We start from the raw sequence: 15,094 nt of genomic DNA, 5'->3' as shown, positions 1-15,094 counted from the left end.
TGTCATGAGACACCGCGCGGGCGTTTGCGGCTACAACGCGTCGAGGGACATCCTGAAACGTTTTTCAAGCAATATCGCCATTTCCGCCGCCGGCACCGGCGAGCACATGTAATAGCCCTGCACCTCCTCGCATTCGAGTTCGAGCAGCATGCGCAGTTGCTCGGCCGTCTCCACGCCCTCGGCCACCACGCCCATGCCCAGGGCGTGGGCGAGCGACACGATCGCCCGGAAAAACGTCGCCGTTTTCTCGGTCCGGCCCAACTCGGCGGCAAACGATTGGTCGATCTTGAGCACATCCGTATCGAAGCGCTGGAGTTGCGACAGCGATGAAAAACCGGTCCCGAAATCGTCGATCAGGCATTTCACGCCCATGCCGCGGATGGTCGCGAGCGCGGTCGCGGCGCCCCCCTTGTCGGCGACCAGCGCGGTCTCCGTCAGCTCCACTTCGAGTAGTTCCGGCGGAACCTTGTGACGCTCGAGGCATTGCGCGAGCCCGCCCGGGATGTCGCTTTCGTTGAACTCGAACGCGGAGATGTTGAACGACACGGGCACCAGCGGCAGTTGCATCGTCGACCACTGCGCGATCTGCGAGCACACCTTTTCCATCACCAGTTTTCCGAGCGGGACAATCAAACCGGTCGCTTCGGCGAGCGCGATGAATTCTTGTGGCAGCAGCAATCCGCGTTCCGGGTTCTGCCAGCGCACCAGCGCCTCGATCCCGCACATTTTTCCACTGGCGCTCGCAAAGCGTGGCTGGTAATGCATCACGAACTGGTCGTGATTGACCGCCCGTTCCAGTGTCGCCTGGCTATTTATCCGGTTCATCAACGTCTGGTACTGCTCGCTTTTGTAGAAACAGTATTGCCCCTTCCCCGCCGCTTTCGCCGCGTACATGGCGATATCGGCATGCCGCAACAGCATGTCCATGTCCTGTCCGTCGCCTGGAAACAGGCTGATCCCGATCGAAGTGCCGACCCGCACTTTTCCGCATCCCAGTTCGATGGGATGCAGGAACGCCGATACGATGCGCTGCGCCACCATTTGCGCATCGACCGCGCCGTCGATATCCTCGAGCACGATGGTGAATTCATCGCCGCCGAGCCGCGCCAGGCTATCGCCCGGCCGCATTTCCGATTTAAGCCGCATCGCGGCGACGTGCAGCAAGGCGTCGCCGGCGGCATGACCGAGCGTGTCATTGATCTGCTTGAAATTGTCGATATCGATAAAGAACAGCGCCAATTGGGTTTCGCCGCGTGCCGCGCGGCCAAGCGCGTCCGGCAAATAGTCCATCAACCAGTGGCGGTTCGGCAGTTTGGTCAGCGTGTCCTCGTGCGCCATCGCCAGCAGATGCCGCTCATGCGCCTTGGCGGCGGAAATGTCGCGCAAGGTGACGGCCAGTCCATTACCGAAGCGCACCATCTTCCGTTCCAGCCAAACGCCGCGGAACGAACTGGCGGACGCGGCGGTCCACTCATCCTGATAGATTCCCGCGGCCATGGCCTGGCGCCCGATGTCTATCTGCGAAGGCAGCTCCGATGGAAGGATGAAGTCGGTAACGGCGGGCAAGCCGGAGAGCCGAATCCCGATGATCCGGTCGCGGGTGACGCCGACCAGCGCGGCGCCGGTCTGATTGCAATCCTCCAACACGAAGTCGGCGATTTCGCCGGGGGGCGCGCCGTCGTGCAGCGCGCGCAGATAGAAAAAGCCCTCGTTGCCCCCTTCGGTGGCAAGACGGTAGGCGTCGCGGGTCTCTTGCGCCTGCTGCTTGCGCCACAGCAGAAGCGTCACGGCCAGGGTTCCCGCTATGGAGGTTGCAAACAGGAACCAGGAGCCCACCGCGGCGCCGTTGATGTATTTGGCCGCCATCCTGTTGTAATCTGCGAGCACCTCGTCCCCGGCCAATCCAATGACGACGACAAGTCGATATGGCGCGATCTGCTGCCAGGCGACAAAGCCTTTCTCATTGTTTTCCAACCAATCCGGGACCGCAATCACGCGCGTGCCGTCAGCCGATGATGTGATGTCCGACAGAATTGGGAGCAGGGGCCGCGCCAGGTCGGCACCGCCCATCCTGGCGGTGTAGTGTTCGCCGTCTGTGCCGCGGATGCCCAAATAGCCGCGCTTTCCAAAAATGGCCTCGTCGTAGAAACTCGACAGGTACGAGGGCTTGACCGTCACCACCACCACGCCATCGAAACCGCCATCGGCGGTGTTGAGCCTGCGCGTCAATACGATGGCGCTTGTCCTGGTGTTTGTCCTGGTGTTTGTCCCGGCGGTTGTCCGGGCGCCGCGGCGGCCGATATGCAAGTCGCGCGTTGGATTCGCCTTGTGGAAGTGGAAATACGCCTCGCCGGCCACGCTGCCATTGCTGGCGTTTGCTTCACTGCTGACGACCAGACGGCCGTTTCTGTCGGCTATGCCGATGAAGTCCAGCCATTGCCGGTCCAAGATCCTGTTTCGCGCCGTCTCATTCAGATTGGCGGCCCCTTTACGTTCCTCCCACCGCGATGTCATCGCTTGGCTGAGTTCGTCGACATGAAGCACGGACAGGGAGAGGCCTTTCGCCACGGCCCGCGACAAGGCGGCGGCGTGGCCCAGCGTGTGCCCTTCGATCCGACGCCTGTCCGCGGCCAGTTCGTTGAAGACGAATCCCCATAGGATCGCCGCCGAAGCCACGCAAAAGAACGGCCATAGGAATATTTTGTAAAGATTTCGCCGGGCAAATATCGCGCACAAAAAACTTTTCGAAGGTTTGAATTCAAGCATGGAAAGCCCCGGACAAAACGCCCGGACAAACCGCCGGGAAACGGGAGGGCAACGCCAGACACGTGGAAGTTGAGAGGGTTGAACCAACGTTGTTAGACCCGAATAGTAGTCGGAAGTTTGGGAAGCAATGGCGGTTCAGCCGACCGTCTTGTCCTTGACGCGCCCGACCAGCCGGCGCGCGTCTTCAACGATGTGGTATCCGGTCGGCACGATCAGCAGCACGATCAGGGTCACGAACAGCACGCCGAAGCCGAGGCTGAGGGCCATCGGAATGAGGAAGCGCGCCTGCAGGGAGGTTTCGAAGATCATCGGCGCCAGTCCGAAGAAGGTGGTGAGCGAGGTCAGCAGCACCGGGCGGAAGCGGCGCACCGTGCCGGTGACGATCGCGTCGAACACGTCTTTGTCGGGCGCGTTCTTGATGTCGTTGATCGCATACACCAGCACGAGCGAATCGTTGACCACCACGCCTGGTGCGACAAACCGGGAAACGCGCGCACCAGTTCGGGCAGCACCGTCGCCTGCGCATTTTCGATAACGTCGCCGCCGCTGGTGGCGCCGGGGTCCACATCGGCCGGGACGGCGACGATGCGCGGCCGCCCTGGCGTTCGATGGTGGTGAAGGAGGTGCCGCGCTCGACCGTGGCGGCCTGTCGCAGCGGGATCTGGCCGCCGGCCGGGGTCTGGATCATGAGTTGCTCGATCGCGTATTCGGAGCCATGCGCCGGCGCCGGAAACGGCACGGGGCCGCTTGCGTCCGCCCCGCGTCCTCCGCTGTTGATTACAGGCGGAAGCCGAGCTTGACGCTGACCGACTTGTTGCCGCCGGTGCTGTCGAATTCGGCCGCGAGATTGCCGAAGCCTAGGCTGAAATTAACGCCGGCGAATATTTTGCCCGAATTCGGCTTCTCTTTGGTCAAACCGGCAAAGTCCGGGGTCAGCGTGCCCCAGACCTTGCCGACGCCGGCGTAGGGCGTGACGTTGAGGAAGCCTTTCGACACCAGCAGTTCGACGCTGCGCGTGTTCAAGTCGAGTTGGTCGACGCCGAACAGGCGCGTGGCCGCGGCGCGCACCGCCACAGCGGGCACCGCCGCGCCGCCTTCGATGAAGGCGTACTTGATCTCGGCGCCGCCCAGCTTGATGTCCGAGCCGGGCACCATGGCAAGGCTCGCGCCGACGTCGACATTGAATGGCAAACCTTTGTGGATGTGCACCTTTGTCATGTACACGCTGGAGCCGCCGCCGCCCGCTTTTTCCCAGATGGCGCCGTGCGCCATCTTGGTGGAGCTGAGCCCGACGCCCAGATCGAATCCAACAACGCCGAGCGGCTCGGCCGGGGTCACCCCCTTGTAGCTGGCTGCCGCCGTGAAGTCCTTGGACAGCCTGGCGAACTCGGCCTGTGTGAGGGTCTGGACGTTTTCGAGGTCGTCGGCGAAGGCCGGCGCGCCGAGGGCCGCCGCGGCGAGTATGCAAATTTGTTGGAGTTTCATTGTGGAGCCTTATTCTGTGTTGGAAAGAGCCAGCGGCATTGTAATGTCGGCTGGACGTTTGGGGGTGCTTGGTAGCGCCCGACAAGGTTTGTGCGGGCGGGGAAAATATCGGGCGCGAAAGGCCGTGGGGATCGGTCGGCCTCGAAAAAATCCGGAAACCCTTACGTGGTGGTGCGGGCGGGCGCGGCAAGGCCACTCGAACTTAGTCGCGAGCTTAGTCGCGAGCTTGGTCGTACATCAGCTGTCGCAGTGCCCGATCGGGTCGAATGTGCCTGTAGAATGTGCCGGCATATGGGCGTGACCGGCTAACCCGGTTTTTCGACCGATCGCGCCACAATGGCCGGCTGGCCTTCGAACGTGCGGAATAATTTGTCGTTGACGCCGCGGCCGTATTCGCGCTTGACATCGGCGGCCTGCAAAATGCGCACCGTGCCGGTGACCCTGGCCGCGGTGTCGACCCAGGATGCGTCGAATCCCCAATTGGCGAGCGGAACCGAGGACACCACAAGCAGATGCCGTCCGAATGCGTTCGAGCCGGCGCCGTGCGATTCAGCCATGCGGCGTGCCGAAGCGCCGGTACAAATCGTATTTCGGGCCGAACGGCGGCGCATTGGCGGGCTCGTACTCGGGACTGTTTTCAATGACGGCGCGGCTGACATTGACGCTGACCTTTTGCTCGTCCCAGCTCACATGGTCGATGCGTCGCGGTGAAATCAGCACATCCTTACCCGGCAGCCAGTTTTTGGTATCGACCACCATCAATTGGATCGACCAATCCCGGTCGTCTATCAAGAAATCCTCGACGTGGCCGACGCTGTCGTCAGTCGCTTGTATCTTGTAGCCGGCGACCTCTTTGACGCTGCGCAGATGCGGATCGCCGGGCGGCTTGTCTTGCGCGATGCCGGTTTCGCCACAGCGCATGTCGGGGTCGGGCGTCGTCGCTTCTCCCAAAGCAATGGGAAACACCATCTCGCCCCACGCATAGGGACCGGCCCAGTAATACGGGTAACCGTAATGCTGGTAGACCGAGGTTTCTTGCTGGCGCGAGACCGGCGCGTCGGTGTCGATTCCCGGACTGTCTTCAATTTGTTTCTTGGTGAGGCCGACCCGGATTTTCTCGTTGCGCCAGTCCCCGCCAAGCAGCGCATTGATCGGGATGAGGACATCGCGCCCGCTCAACCACCCGCCCGTGTCCACCACCAGATAACGAATGGTCCAATGGTCGTCGTCGAAATAGAGGTCGTCGATGGTGCCGAACTCGCCATCCGTTGCGACGATATCGAGGCCTTTCAATTCTTTTGCACTGTGCAACATGATGTCATCCTTCTAAAGAGATGTGGAAAGGGACATGCCGCCGGCCGCCATCGGCCACAGCGCGCCGGTGGCCCGGCAGGGCCGAAGCGGGCATTTTTGGCCGGGCCAGACCAGGCATGCGCGCTTGCGCGCTTTGCCGCCGCCCGGCACCGGCCGCTTACATTGTCGGGCCCGGGGGCAGGTGGTCATGCTGTTCGATGCGCTCCTGGCATGCCACGCAGGTCTGTGCGGTGGGAACGGCCATCAGGCGGTCGTAGCCGATGGCGTTGCCGCATACGGTGCACAGGTTGGCGATGCCTTCGTCAAGGCGGGCCAGCGCGGCGTCGATGTCGGCGACGAGTGCCTGTTCGTGCGCCGCCAGTGCGATTTGGTTGTTGCCGATGTCGCTCGCCTGCGCCGCGTCGTCCGGTTGGAACCTATGGGCCAGATGCGACACCGGCGGGGGCTTGGCGCCGCCAGCGATGCGTGCGCGGACTTGGCCGACGGTGTCCGCGCGGGCGGCGCCGAGGCGCTTGCGCAGTTCTTCGGTTTGCGAAGGGGTCAGCGAGAGTGCGGTCATGAAAAGCGCTCCTGGTGGGCCGGTCAGGACGGATGCTTTCCAGTGTGGCGCACGAGACCCGGATTTATTTGAGCGATATCAATCGCGCTGGCCGGCCCGGAACAGGCTAGAAGCTGAGCATATCCCGGAGCTCGGCCCCGTTGCGGCGCGAAATTTCGAGCACCCGGCCATCGTTCATCGTCACCTTGAACCCGAAATTGATCGACTCCTCGATATCGCGGATCGCCCGCAGGTTGATGATGTGTTGCCTGCTCGCGCGGAAGAAGACTTGCTTCGGCAAACGCTCCTCGATGTTGTTGAGCGACTTCTTCACGTAGGCTTTTTTGTCGCCGAAGAACACCTGCACGTAGTTCTTGCAGCTTTCGATGTAATGGATCGCCTCGAGCGCGACCAGGTGGCACTGTTCGCCATCCTTGATGAAAATCTTGGCGTCGAGCGCGAGCGGCGACTTGCCGGCCGATGCCGGCTCCGTCCCGGCCCCGCCGGCGCCGAGCCGGGCGACCGCCTGCGCCAGCCGCTCCTGGCTGATCGGCTTGAGCAGATAGTCGATCGTGTTGAAGTCGAACGATTTGACCGCGTACTCGGCATGCGCGGTGGTGAACACGATGCGCGGCTGGTAGTCCAGTTTCGCGAGCAGCTCGAAACCGGATTCGCCCGGCATGTGGATATCGAGGAAAATCACATCGGGCGCGCACTGGCCGATCAGCGCCAGCGCGGTCGAGGGGTGGTCGGCCGCGCCGACCACCTCGAACTGCGCGAACGCGCCCAGCATCCTGACCAATCCCTCGCGCGCCAGGCGCGAGTCTTCGACGACGATGGCCTTCATGCGGCAAGCTCCCGGGGCAGGGTGACCAGCACCTCGAACCGCCGCGCTTGGCGCTCCACGCTCAGGCGCGCCTGTTCTCCGTACAGCAGTTGCAGGCGCTGTTCGATATTGCGCAATCCGATGCCGGTGTCGGCGCGCCCGCCCGGCGCCGCCGGCGCGACGTCGTTGGCCACGTGCAGGCGCAACTGGCCATCGCGCAGTCGCGCCGTCACGGCGAGCGTGCCGCCGTGTTGCATCTGGTCGATGCCATGCTTGATCGCGTTCTCGACCAGCATCTGCATCACCATCGGCGGCATCAGGAGCGCCTGCACGCCCTCGGGCACGTCGAGCGTGACCTTGAGGCGCTCCTCCATCTGGATGTTGACGATGGCGAGGTAGCGTTTGACGATCTCCATCTCGCGCCCGACGCTCAACTTGAGCTGCTCGGTGCTCTCGAGCGAATAGCGCAGGATGTCGGCCAGCGCGACGATCATGGCGTCGGCGTGCTGGGCGTTCTCGTAGACCATGAAGCGGATGTTGTTGAGCGAATTGAACAGGAAATGGGGATTGAGCTGGTTCGACAGGCTGCTCAAGCGCGCCTCCCTCAGGCTGCCTTGCAGGCTCAGGTTGGCCAGCTCGCCGGCCCTGACATCGCGGTTCCCCGTGAAGCTGATATAGATGAAAATCCAGGCGCAGACGAACAGCTGCGTCTGCAGCGCGCCGCCGACGACCGCCTGGGTGACGTAGGCGGCCGGCTCGAACGCGATCCCGTGCGCGCGGTGGCCGGCGGCGATGTCGTTCCAGAACAGCGGCATCACGATCGCCGACACGCACAGCATGATCAACAGCGCGGCCACCGTCCCATACGCCGCGGCCAAAGCGATGCGTTTTCCCATCGACAGGGTGCGCCAGGCGCTGCGGCGGTAGATCCAGCGGAACCCGAGCACCGCGACGGTGTAGGGCAGGCCCCACACCAGCGTCGACGCGATGTCGTGGGCGACGATCTTGCCCCACAAGAGCACGGTCAGCAGCGTGACCGCGCCGGTGAACAGCAATGCGCCCGCATGGTAAAACCAGAACAATTTGTCGCGTGGCAGGAAACGGAAGGGCATGGGTCGGCGTTGGTTTGTGGACATTGAAATGCGTGGGGGGCATTATGCCCGCCCGCGCCCGCGGCTACCAGATGCGGATGCGCTCGCCCGCCGGTTTGAACATCGCGTCGCCCGCGCCGGTGCCATAGGCCTCGTGGAAGGCGTCGAGATTGACCACGGCGGCGTTGACGCGCGACTCGCTCGGCGCGTGCGGGTCGCTCGCGAGCAGCTTGAGCATGGTCTCATCGCGCCACTTCGCGCGCTGGCTGCGCGCATAGCTCATGAAGAATCGCTGGACCCCGGTCGCGCCGTCGACCACCGGCGCCGCCTTGCCCCCGAGCGAGCGCTGGTAGGCGCGGTAGGCGATCTGCAGGCCGGCCAGGTCGGCGATATTCTCGTTGAGCGTGAGCTTGCCGTCGACGCGCTTGCCGGGCAGCGCCTCGATCGCGCCGAACTGGGCGACCAGTTTCGCGCCCAGTTTGGCGAAGGCGGCGCGGTCGGCGTCGGCCCACCAGTTGCGCATCACGCCGTCGGCGTCGAACTGGCTGCCCTGCTCGTCGAAACCGTGGCTGATCTCGTGGCCGATCAGCACCCCGACGGCGCCGTAGTTGGCCGCGTCGTCGGCGGCCATGTCGAAGTACGGCGCCTGCAGATGGGCCGCCGGGAACACGATCTCGTTCATGAACGGGTCGTAGAAGGCGTTCACCGTTTGCGGCGTCATCAGCCAGTCGTTGCGGTCGACCCGCTTGCCGGCCTTGGCCGCCTGCCGCTCCCACTCGAAGCGGCGCGCGCGGTGCACATTGCCGAACGCGTCGCCGGCGCTAATGGCCAGCGCGCTGTAGTCGCGCGGCGCGTCGGGCGCGCCGATCTTGGCCGTCATGGTCTCGAGCTTGCGCAGCGCCTGCTGTTTGGTCGCCGGCGTCATGGTGGCGCTGGCCGCGACCAGTTCACGCGCCGCGGCCAGCAGGCTGTCGACGATGGCCCGCATGCGCCGCTTGTGCGGGGCCGGGAAGTGGCGCGCCACATACACCTGGCCGACCGCCTCGCCCATCGCCCGGTTGAGCGCGTCGATGCCGCTTTCCCAGCGCGCCGGCGCGGCCAGGGTGCCCTGCAGGGCGGCGCCGCGGAAGGCCTGGCGCGCCGCGCGGAACGGGGCCGGCAGGACGCTGGTGGCGGCGTCGAGGGTACGCATCTTGAAGTACAGCTTCCAGTCGTCGAGGGCGACGCCGGCGAACAGGCGCGCGATCGCGGTCGCGGCGCTTGGCTGGGCGACCGTGACGGCCTCGGTCGGCGCCAGCCCGGACGCCTGCAGGAAGGCGGCCCAGTCGAAGCCCGGGGCCCGCGCCTGCAAGGCGGCCGCGTTCATCGGGTTGTAGCTCTTGGCGGGGTCGCGCGTGTCGGCCTGGTCCCAGTGCGCCTTGGCGATGGCCGACTCGATCCGCATGACGCGGGCGACGACATCGGCCGCGTTTTTCTCGCCCGAGAGCGCCGCCAGCGTGCCGAGGTAGGTTTCGTAGGCCGAGCGCGCGGCGGCCATGCGGGCGTCGGCCGGGTCCAGGTAGTAGCGCCGGTCGGGCATGCCGAGCCCGCCCTGCCAGGTCAGCGCGCGGTAGGTTTTGGGATCTTTAAAGTCGGGAAACAGGCGCAGGTAGATGGGCGATTCGATCCGTCCCTGCATCCGGCCCTGCCAGCGCGCCAGCTCGGCGCGGGTGCCGATGGCCGCGATTTCGGCGAGCGCGGGCGCGACCGGGGCGAGGCCGGCGCGGTCGATCGCCGCCGTGTCGAGATAGCTGGCGTAGAACGCGCCCACCTTTTGTTCGATGCTGCCCGGCGCGTGCCGGCCGGCGGCGAGTTCGTCGACGATGGCGCGCACGTGGGCGTCGGAAATGGCGGGCAGGTCGGCGCCGAAGGCGGCGTCCTTGTCGGCGGCGATGGCGGTGGTGGCGAGCCAGTGGCCGTTGGCGGCGCGGAACAGGTCGTCCTGCGGACGCGGCGCGGCGGGCGCGGCGGCGAGGCTGTCGCACGAAAGCTGGACCAGCAGCGCGAGCGTTACAAGGGTAAATTTTTTCATGGCGGTTCGTCCTCGTGTGGTGGATGGATGCCGCATCGTCGCAACAAAAGCGGTGCCTGGGAAAAAAAGGTGCCGAACGGCGGATGGCGGGTTTGAGCGGCGCCCGGCGCGGCTGGCACGAACATTTCCGTGAGGATCAATTTGGAGGACTGCGCGGCGGCATCCTTCTATATACTTGTCCTATCATTCAAACGGGGACGAAAAAATGAACAAGGAAAGCCGCGACTATCTCGAAATGAGCTACCACTCGATCCAGTGCTTCACCAACGACGGCAAGCTGCTGGTGGACGAGCTCGATGAATTGGTGGCCATCGCGCTCAAGGACGGTGTCGTCGACGAGAACGAAAAACGGGTGCTCGGGACGATCATCGCCAAACTAACACCGGCCGAACTGCCCCCGGAGATGCTGGGCCGGATTGCCGAGCTCCAGCAAAAGTATGGCTTGACGGTGTCGCCCGGCGCCGCGGCGTAGGACGCCAGGGGCCGGCGCCGCGCGGCGGTATGCATTCCTGCATGGCTATCTTGCCTGCTATACAGAAACATATGGCGCGAACCGACAGCGGCGCGCCGACCGCATCGGTTTGAGACCGCGATGTCGCGGCATGTTTTGGCCAGGCCGGTCCGCGCGCGGAAGGGCGGGGCGTCACACCTCGACGATGAGATTGCGGTCGAAGCGCGCGTTTTCGGTGCCGCCGCCGCGCGTCATGTAGCCGCAAGGATTGCACACAACCCGGCATTGGCCGATCAGGTAATCACTCGAGTTGTGCATGTGTCCATGCAGCCAGAGGTTTGCCTGTGAAACGAGCGCGCCGAGTCGCGACGCATATGCCGCCGAGGTCAGCTCGTTCACGTATTCGTGCTGCACCGACAACATGGACGGCGCCATGTGGGTCACCACCACCGTCGGTCCGGCAAAAGGCATGGCGAGCTTGTCTTTGAGCCAGCTCAGCTGGGCCGAATGGAATTGCGCGGTGTCGGCCGCGCGCAACTTGCGATAGCCATTCGCCGCCAGCCGGATGCGCCGGTAATCGTTCATGACGGCTTCTGCCGCGCGCATCGCCGCCGGACGGGTGTCGGCGCCGAACAGCCTCTCAGTCCACAAGGTGGCACCCAAGAAGCGGACGCCGCCGACGATCAGCTCATCGGCATTGAGAAAATGCACGTTGCCGGCCGCCGCGCAGGCCGCCGCGGTCCCGGCGTGCGCATCCTCAAGCTTATGCCCGTAGGCTTCATGGTTTCCGTGCACATACACCACCGGCAGGCCCGAAAAATTGCTCGCCGCCCACGCCACCGCCTTCGCGCCGGTGCTGATATCTCCGGCCAACACCACAACGTCGGGTCGGCTGGCCGCCGGATCGATGCGCGGCGCATGCTCGCGCCAGAGTTCAAGATGGAGGTCGGACAGGACGAGTATGCGCATGGATGGTTGGTCTGGCAAAAGTATCAAGGTTTATACCATACGGCCGATGTGAAAACCGCGACCCGGTCAAGCGCGCGGAAACCGCCGCGCTTACATCGCCCCACACATTTACTTACAACTTATCAAGGTTACAGTGGTGGAAATGACATGCGATACAGGCGTATTATTGGTGGGTGAGGGCGAGCGATCGCATGCGCCCATTTTTGAAAGGAACATCATGAAAACATTGAAATCCTTATCGCGCTGCCTGGCCGGGGCGGGGGTGCTTTTGTTCGCCGCCGGCTCCGCCAGCGCGGGCGTCGCGGTCGAATATAAAAATGCCAACGACTTCTTCGACGTGCCGAAGGCGGCCGACGAACGCGCGCGCGTGCTCACCGGGATGACCAAGCACTTCGAGAAACTCGGCGCCAGCCTGCCGGCGGGCCAGCAACTCGACGTCGAGGTGCTCGACATCGACCTGGCCGGGCGCGTCGAACCGCGTTACGGCCACGGCGAGGATGTGCGCATCCTGCGCGGCGGGTCGGACTGGCCGAGCATGCAAGTCCGCTACACCCTGCGTTCGGGGGAGCAAGTGCTGGCCAGCGGCGAGGGAAAACTCAGGAATATGATGTATTCCCAGCGCAGCAACCGGTACAAGCGGGACGATGCGCTGCGCTATGAGAAGCAGATGATCGACGAGTGGTTCACAGAAATTTCGTCGGAAAAGAAAATCGTCGCCCGCTAGAAGCCGCCTTGCCGCGCCGGCGCGCCGACGGCGCCATCGACGCGCCCCCCGCCGCCGCGGGGGCGCCGTCCAACCTTCAGATAGACTTCAAAATCCTGCAATATCGCGCGATTTGTCGCGCGCATCGCCATTTTCGATCACAGGCAAGCGAATTCTCGTGATTCAATGCCTGACTGCCTCTTTTTTACCCAGCATGATTGGAATCGACGATGCTCCGCAAAATGCCCCTCGCTGTCCCCGCTCTTGTCGCCCTGTCGGCCGTCCTGTCCTGCCCCGGCGCCGCGGCCCAGGCCGCCGCCCAAACTGCCGCCCAAACCGCCGCGTGCGCGGCCGCCCCGCACGGCGCCACCACCCTGTTCCTGCGCGGTGGAATGAACGGATGGGGAAGCTTCGACAATTACGCGTTCACCTACAAGTGCGACGCCTACTACCTCAACGTGAACTCGCTCGGGCTGCAGGAGTTTAAGATAGCCGACGCCGCGTGGTCGGTGCCGCTGACCTTCGGCGCGCCGGACCAGCACCTGCTGCGGGCCGACACGCCGGCGCCGCTCGGACACGGCGGCGACGCCGCCGCGCCCGGCAACATCAAGTTCAAATTCTCGGGCGAGCACACGGTGCGGCTGGCGTTTCCGGCCGGGCGCGCCGAGCTGAGCATCGGCGCCAAGACCTTTCCCGACGACGAGGGCGGATCGCTCACCGACAAGATCGCGCTGAGCCTGCGCCACGACACGCGCGCGCTGGCCGACAAGGCGCCGTTCGGCAGCGCGGGCGCCGGCACCGAGATCGCGTTCGCGCTCAACGGCCTGCCCGGCGCCACCGGCGCCACCCTGGTGATCGAAAAACGCAGGCTCGAGGGCAATCAGGAGGTGCTCGAGTACACCGAGGTGGCGCGGGTGCCGATGACCCCCGCCCGCAGCGGCGGCAGCGAGCGCTGGAGCGCCAAGCACCGCTTCGCCGATCCCGCCATCTACGGCTACTACTTCGAGGTGCAAAGCGGCGGCGCCACCTACATCTACCAGAACAACCGCAACGCCGTGTACTGGACGCGCGAGCAGGGCACCAACGGCCTCGGGCTGGTCGGGCGCGCCGGCGCGCGGGTGAACGCCATCCGCCGCTTCCGGCAGACGATCCACGCGGGCGACTTCCGCGTGCCGGGCTGGGCGCGCGACGCCGTCTACTACTATATTTTTCCGGACCGATTCCGCAATGGCGACAAGCGCAACGACCCGACCCCGGGTCGCTCGCGCTACCAGGACAAGGACGTCGAGTTCCACGCCAACTGGCTCGACAAGCCGTACCGGCCGGGTTCGGGCGACGGCTCCGACGCCCACGTCAACAACGACTTTTTCGGCGGCGACCTGCGCGGCGTGATCGACAAGCTCGATTACATCAAGGCGCTCGGCGCCAACACCATCTACATGACGCCGCTGTTCCGGGCCACCAGCAACCACAAATACGACACCGGCGACTACCGCAACATCGACCCCGGCTTCGGCAGCAACGCCGACTACACGCGCCTGGTCAAAGAGGCCGCCAAGCGCGGCATCCGGCTCATCGCCGACGCCTCGTTCAACCACACCGGCAGCGATTCGATCTATTTCGACCGCTACGCCAAGTATCCCGCCAAGGGCGCCTTCGAGGCCGGAAAAATCGCGCCCGATTCGCCCTACGCGAGCTGGTACAGCTTCGCGCCGGGCCAGGCCGAGCCCGAGAAAAGCTACAAGGGCTGGAGCGGCGTCGCCGACCTGCCCGAGCTCGACAAGTCGGCGCGAAGCTGGCGCGACTTCGCCTACGGCGCGCCGGACTCGGTCACCCGGCTGTGGCTGGCGCGCGGCGCCGCCGGCTGGCGCATGGACGTCGCGCCGTGGGTCCCCGACGACTTCTGGCGCGAGTGGCGCAAGGTGGTCAAGTCCGAGCGGCCCGACGCGCTCACCATCGCCGAGACCTGGTTCGACTCGTCCAAGTACTTCCTCGGCGACACCTTCGACACGACGATGAACTACATCTTCCGCAACGCCGTGCTCGACTACGCGGGCGGCATGGACGCGCGGATCGCCTACCGCAACATCGAACTGATGCGCGAGGCCTATCCGCCGCAGGCCTTCTACGCGCTGATGAACCTGCTCTCGACGCACGACCAGGCGCGCTCGCTGCATGTGCTCGGCGACGTCGGGGGCGACCCGGCGTCGCTGGCGCTGGCCAAGCGGCGCATGCGCATGGCGGTGTTTTTCCAGATGATGTTTCCGGGCGCCCCGGCCGTCTACTACGGCGACGAGGTCGGCCTGAGCGGGGGCGACGATCCCGCCAACCGCGCCGGCTACCCGTGGGCCGACCTGGGCGGCAAGCCCGACCTGGCGCTGCTGGCCGCCTTCAAGGCGCTGATCCGCATGCGCGACAAATTCCCGGTGCTGCGCCACGGCAGCATCGACGCGCCGCTGCTGCTCGACGAGCATGTGCTGGTGCTGGCCAGGCGCGACGGCGCCAACTGGGCGCTTACCGCCACCAACAACGACGGCCATGCGCGCAGCGTGAACGTGACGCTGCCGGCGGGCGCGCCGACCAGCTTCACCGACGCCCTCAGCGGCAAGCCGGTGCGGGCGGTCGGCGGGCGCATCCGGATGACCGTGCCGGCGCTGTACGGGACGGTGCTGGTCGGCCGCGCCAAGTAGGCCGTCCGGGCCCCGCGCCGTGTTGGCGGCGGCGCCGCCGATGCAGAAAAAACGCCGGACTCGTCCGGCTTTTTTTTTCGCGCCAAAAACGGGGGGCGCACGGCCCGCCGGCGGCAGGGCGGCCGGCAAGTGGGGGCAATCTTGTCCGGCCCGGACCACCTGCTGTTCCTGGTCACGACCCTGGCCGCGG

The 15,094-nt window shown here is 65.1% G+C and carries 13 protein-coding genes; 3 read left to right on the top strand and 10 right to left on the bottom strand.

Annotated elements, in window-relative coordinates; translation table 11 throughout:
* Positions 1–30 precede the first annotated feature (30 nt).
* The 9 genes from C7C56_RS11635 to C7C56_RS11595 form a co-directional block, all read right to left on the bottom strand.
* Positions 31–2,766, bottom strand: coding sequence for a bifunctional diguanylate cyclase/phosphodiesterase (locus C7C56_RS11635; RefSeq protein WP_106757564.1), 2,736 nt, complete (start codon positions 2,764–2,766; stop codon positions 31–33).
* Between the two features lie 135 nt (positions 2,767–2,901).
* Positions 2,902–3,231 carry an efflux RND transporter permease subunit gene (locus C7C56_RS11630; RefSeq protein WP_106757563.1) on the bottom strand — a complete coding sequence of 110 codons (330 nt, stop codon included), beginning with the start codon at positions 3,229–3,231 and terminating at the stop codon, positions 2,902–2,904.
* Positions 3,232–3,543: 312 nt separating this feature from the next.
* Positions 3,544–4,251, bottom strand: a complete 708-nt coding sequence (locus C7C56_RS11625) for a hypothetical protein (RefSeq protein ID WP_106757562.1) — start codon at positions 4,249–4,251, stop codon at positions 3,544–3,546.
* 305 nt (positions 4,252–4,556) lie between these two features.
* Positions 4,557–4,808 carry a hypothetical protein gene (locus tag C7C56_RS11620; RefSeq protein WP_106757561.1) on the bottom strand — a complete coding sequence of 84 codons (252 nt, stop codon included), beginning with the start codon at positions 4,806–4,808 and terminating at the stop codon, positions 4,557–4,559.
* The gene (locus C7C56_RS11615) at positions 4,801–5,565 is read right to left on the bottom strand and encodes a PRC-barrel domain-containing protein (RefSeq protein WP_106757560.1); all 765 of its coding nucleotides are present in this window, start codon (positions 5,563–5,565) and stop codon (positions 4,801–4,803) included. Before C7C56_RS11615 ends, C7C56_RS11620 begins: the two co-directional genes overlap by 8 nt.
* Before the next feature lie 157 nt (positions 5,566–5,722).
* Positions 5,723–6,124 carry a TraR/DksA family transcriptional regulator gene (locus C7C56_RS11610; RefSeq protein WP_106757559.1) on the bottom strand — a complete coding sequence of 134 codons (402 nt, stop codon included), beginning with the start codon at positions 6,122–6,124 and terminating at the stop codon, positions 5,723–5,725.
* A 106-nt stretch (positions 6,125–6,230) separates the two neighbouring features.
* Complete coding sequence (locus tag C7C56_RS11605) at positions 6,231–6,950, bottom strand: LytR/AlgR family response regulator transcription factor (protein ID WP_106757558.1); 720 nt, start codon at positions 6,948–6,950, stop codon at positions 6,231–6,233.
* Positions 6,947–8,041, bottom strand: a complete 1,095-nt coding sequence (locus C7C56_RS11600) for a sensor histidine kinase (RefSeq protein WP_181373136.1) — start codon at positions 8,039–8,041, stop codon at positions 6,947–6,949. The genes C7C56_RS11605 and C7C56_RS11600 overlap by 4 nt, the downstream gene beginning before the upstream one ends.
* A 64-nt stretch (positions 8,042–8,105) precedes the next feature.
* Complete coding sequence (locus C7C56_RS11595; RefSeq protein WP_181373135.1) at positions 8,106–10,091, bottom strand: M13 family metallopeptidase; 1,986 nt, start codon at positions 10,089–10,091, stop codon at positions 8,106–8,108.
* Between the two features lie 205 nt (positions 10,092–10,296).
* Between C7C56_RS11595 and C7C56_RS11590 the strand changes: the two genes are divergently transcribed.
* Positions 10,297–10,563: a hypothetical protein gene (locus C7C56_RS11590; RefSeq protein ID WP_106757555.1), complete on the top strand. Its 267-nt coding sequence runs from the start codon at positions 10,297–10,299 to the stop codon at positions 10,561–10,563.
* A 171-nt stretch (positions 10,564–10,734) separates the two neighbouring features.
* Here C7C56_RS11590 and C7C56_RS11585 read toward each other — a convergent pair whose 3' ends face one another.
* The gene (locus tag C7C56_RS11585; RefSeq protein ID WP_106757554.1) at positions 10,735–11,511 is read right to left on the bottom strand and encodes a metallophosphoesterase; all 777 of its coding nucleotides are present in this window, start codon (positions 11,509–11,511) and stop codon (positions 10,735–10,737) included.
* A 217-nt stretch (positions 11,512–11,728) separates the two neighbouring features.
* Here C7C56_RS11585 and C7C56_RS11580 point away from each other — a divergent pair, with 217 nt between their 5' ends.
* The gene (locus C7C56_RS11580) at positions 11,729–12,235 is read left to right on the top strand and encodes a DUF3016 domain-containing protein (RefSeq protein ID WP_106757553.1); all 507 of its coding nucleotides are present in this window, start codon (positions 11,729–11,731) and stop codon (positions 12,233–12,235) included.
* 221 nt (positions 12,236–12,456) lie between these two features.
* Positions 12,457–14,904 carry a glycoside hydrolase family 13 protein gene (locus tag C7C56_RS11575; RefSeq protein WP_146204438.1) on the top strand — a complete coding sequence of 816 codons (2,448 nt, stop codon included), beginning with the start codon at positions 12,457–12,459 and terminating at the stop codon, positions 14,902–14,904.
* The last annotated feature ends 190 nt before the right edge of the window (positions 14,905–15,094 follow it).

The organism is Massilia glaciei (assembly GCF_003011895.2).
GTDB classification, from domain to species: domain Bacteria; phylum Pseudomonadota; class Gammaproteobacteria; order Burkholderiales; family Burkholderiaceae_D; genus Telluria_A; species Telluria_A glaciei.
This window is presented reverse-complemented; position numbering and strand designations above follow the sequence as displayed.

Coding starts and splice junctions, on each gene's coding strand:
- C7C56_RS11585 (WP_106757554.1), bottom strand. CDS start 11,511: ATGCGCATACTCGTCCTGTCCGACCTCCATCTTGAACTCTGGCGCGAG.
- C7C56_RS11580 (WP_106757553.1), top strand. CDS start 11,729: ATGAAAACATTGAAATCCTTATCGCGCTGCCTGGCCGGGGCGGGGGTG.
- C7C56_RS11605 (WP_106757558.1), bottom strand. CDS start 6,950: ATGAAGGCCATCGTCGTCGAAGACTCGCGCCTGGCGCGCGAGGGATTG.
- C7C56_RS11600 (WP_181373136.1), bottom strand. CDS start 8,041: ATGCCCTTCCGTTTCCTGCCACGCGACAAATTGTTCTGGTTTTACCAT.
- C7C56_RS11625 (WP_106757562.1), bottom strand. CDS start 4,251: ATGAAACTCCAACAAATTTGCATACTCGCCGCGGCGGCCCTCGGCGCG.
- C7C56_RS11590 (WP_106757555.1), top strand. CDS start 10,297: ATGAACAAGGAAAGCCGCGACTATCTCGAAATGAGCTACCACTCGATC.
- C7C56_RS11595 (WP_181373135.1), bottom strand. CDS start 10,091: ATGAAAAAATTTACCCTTGTAACGCTCGCGCTGCTGGTCCAGCTTTCG.
- C7C56_RS11620 (WP_106757561.1), bottom strand. CDS start 4,808: ATGGCTGAATCGCACGGCGCCGGCTCGAACGCATTCGGACGGCATCTG.
- C7C56_RS11615 (WP_106757560.1), bottom strand. CDS start 5,565: ATGTTGCACAGTGCAAAAGAATTGAAAGGCCTCGATATCGTCGCAACG.
- C7C56_RS11575 (WP_146204438.1), top strand. CDS start 12,457: ATGCCCCTCGCTGTCCCCGCTCTTGTCGCCCTGTCGGCCGTCCTGTCC.
- C7C56_RS11610 (WP_106757559.1), bottom strand. CDS start 6,124: ATGACCGCACTCTCGCTGACCCCTTCGCAAACCGAAGAACTGCGCAAG.
- C7C56_RS11635 (WP_106757564.1), bottom strand. CDS start 2,766: ATGCTTGAATTCAAACCTTCGAAAAGTTTTTTGTGCGCGATATTTGCC.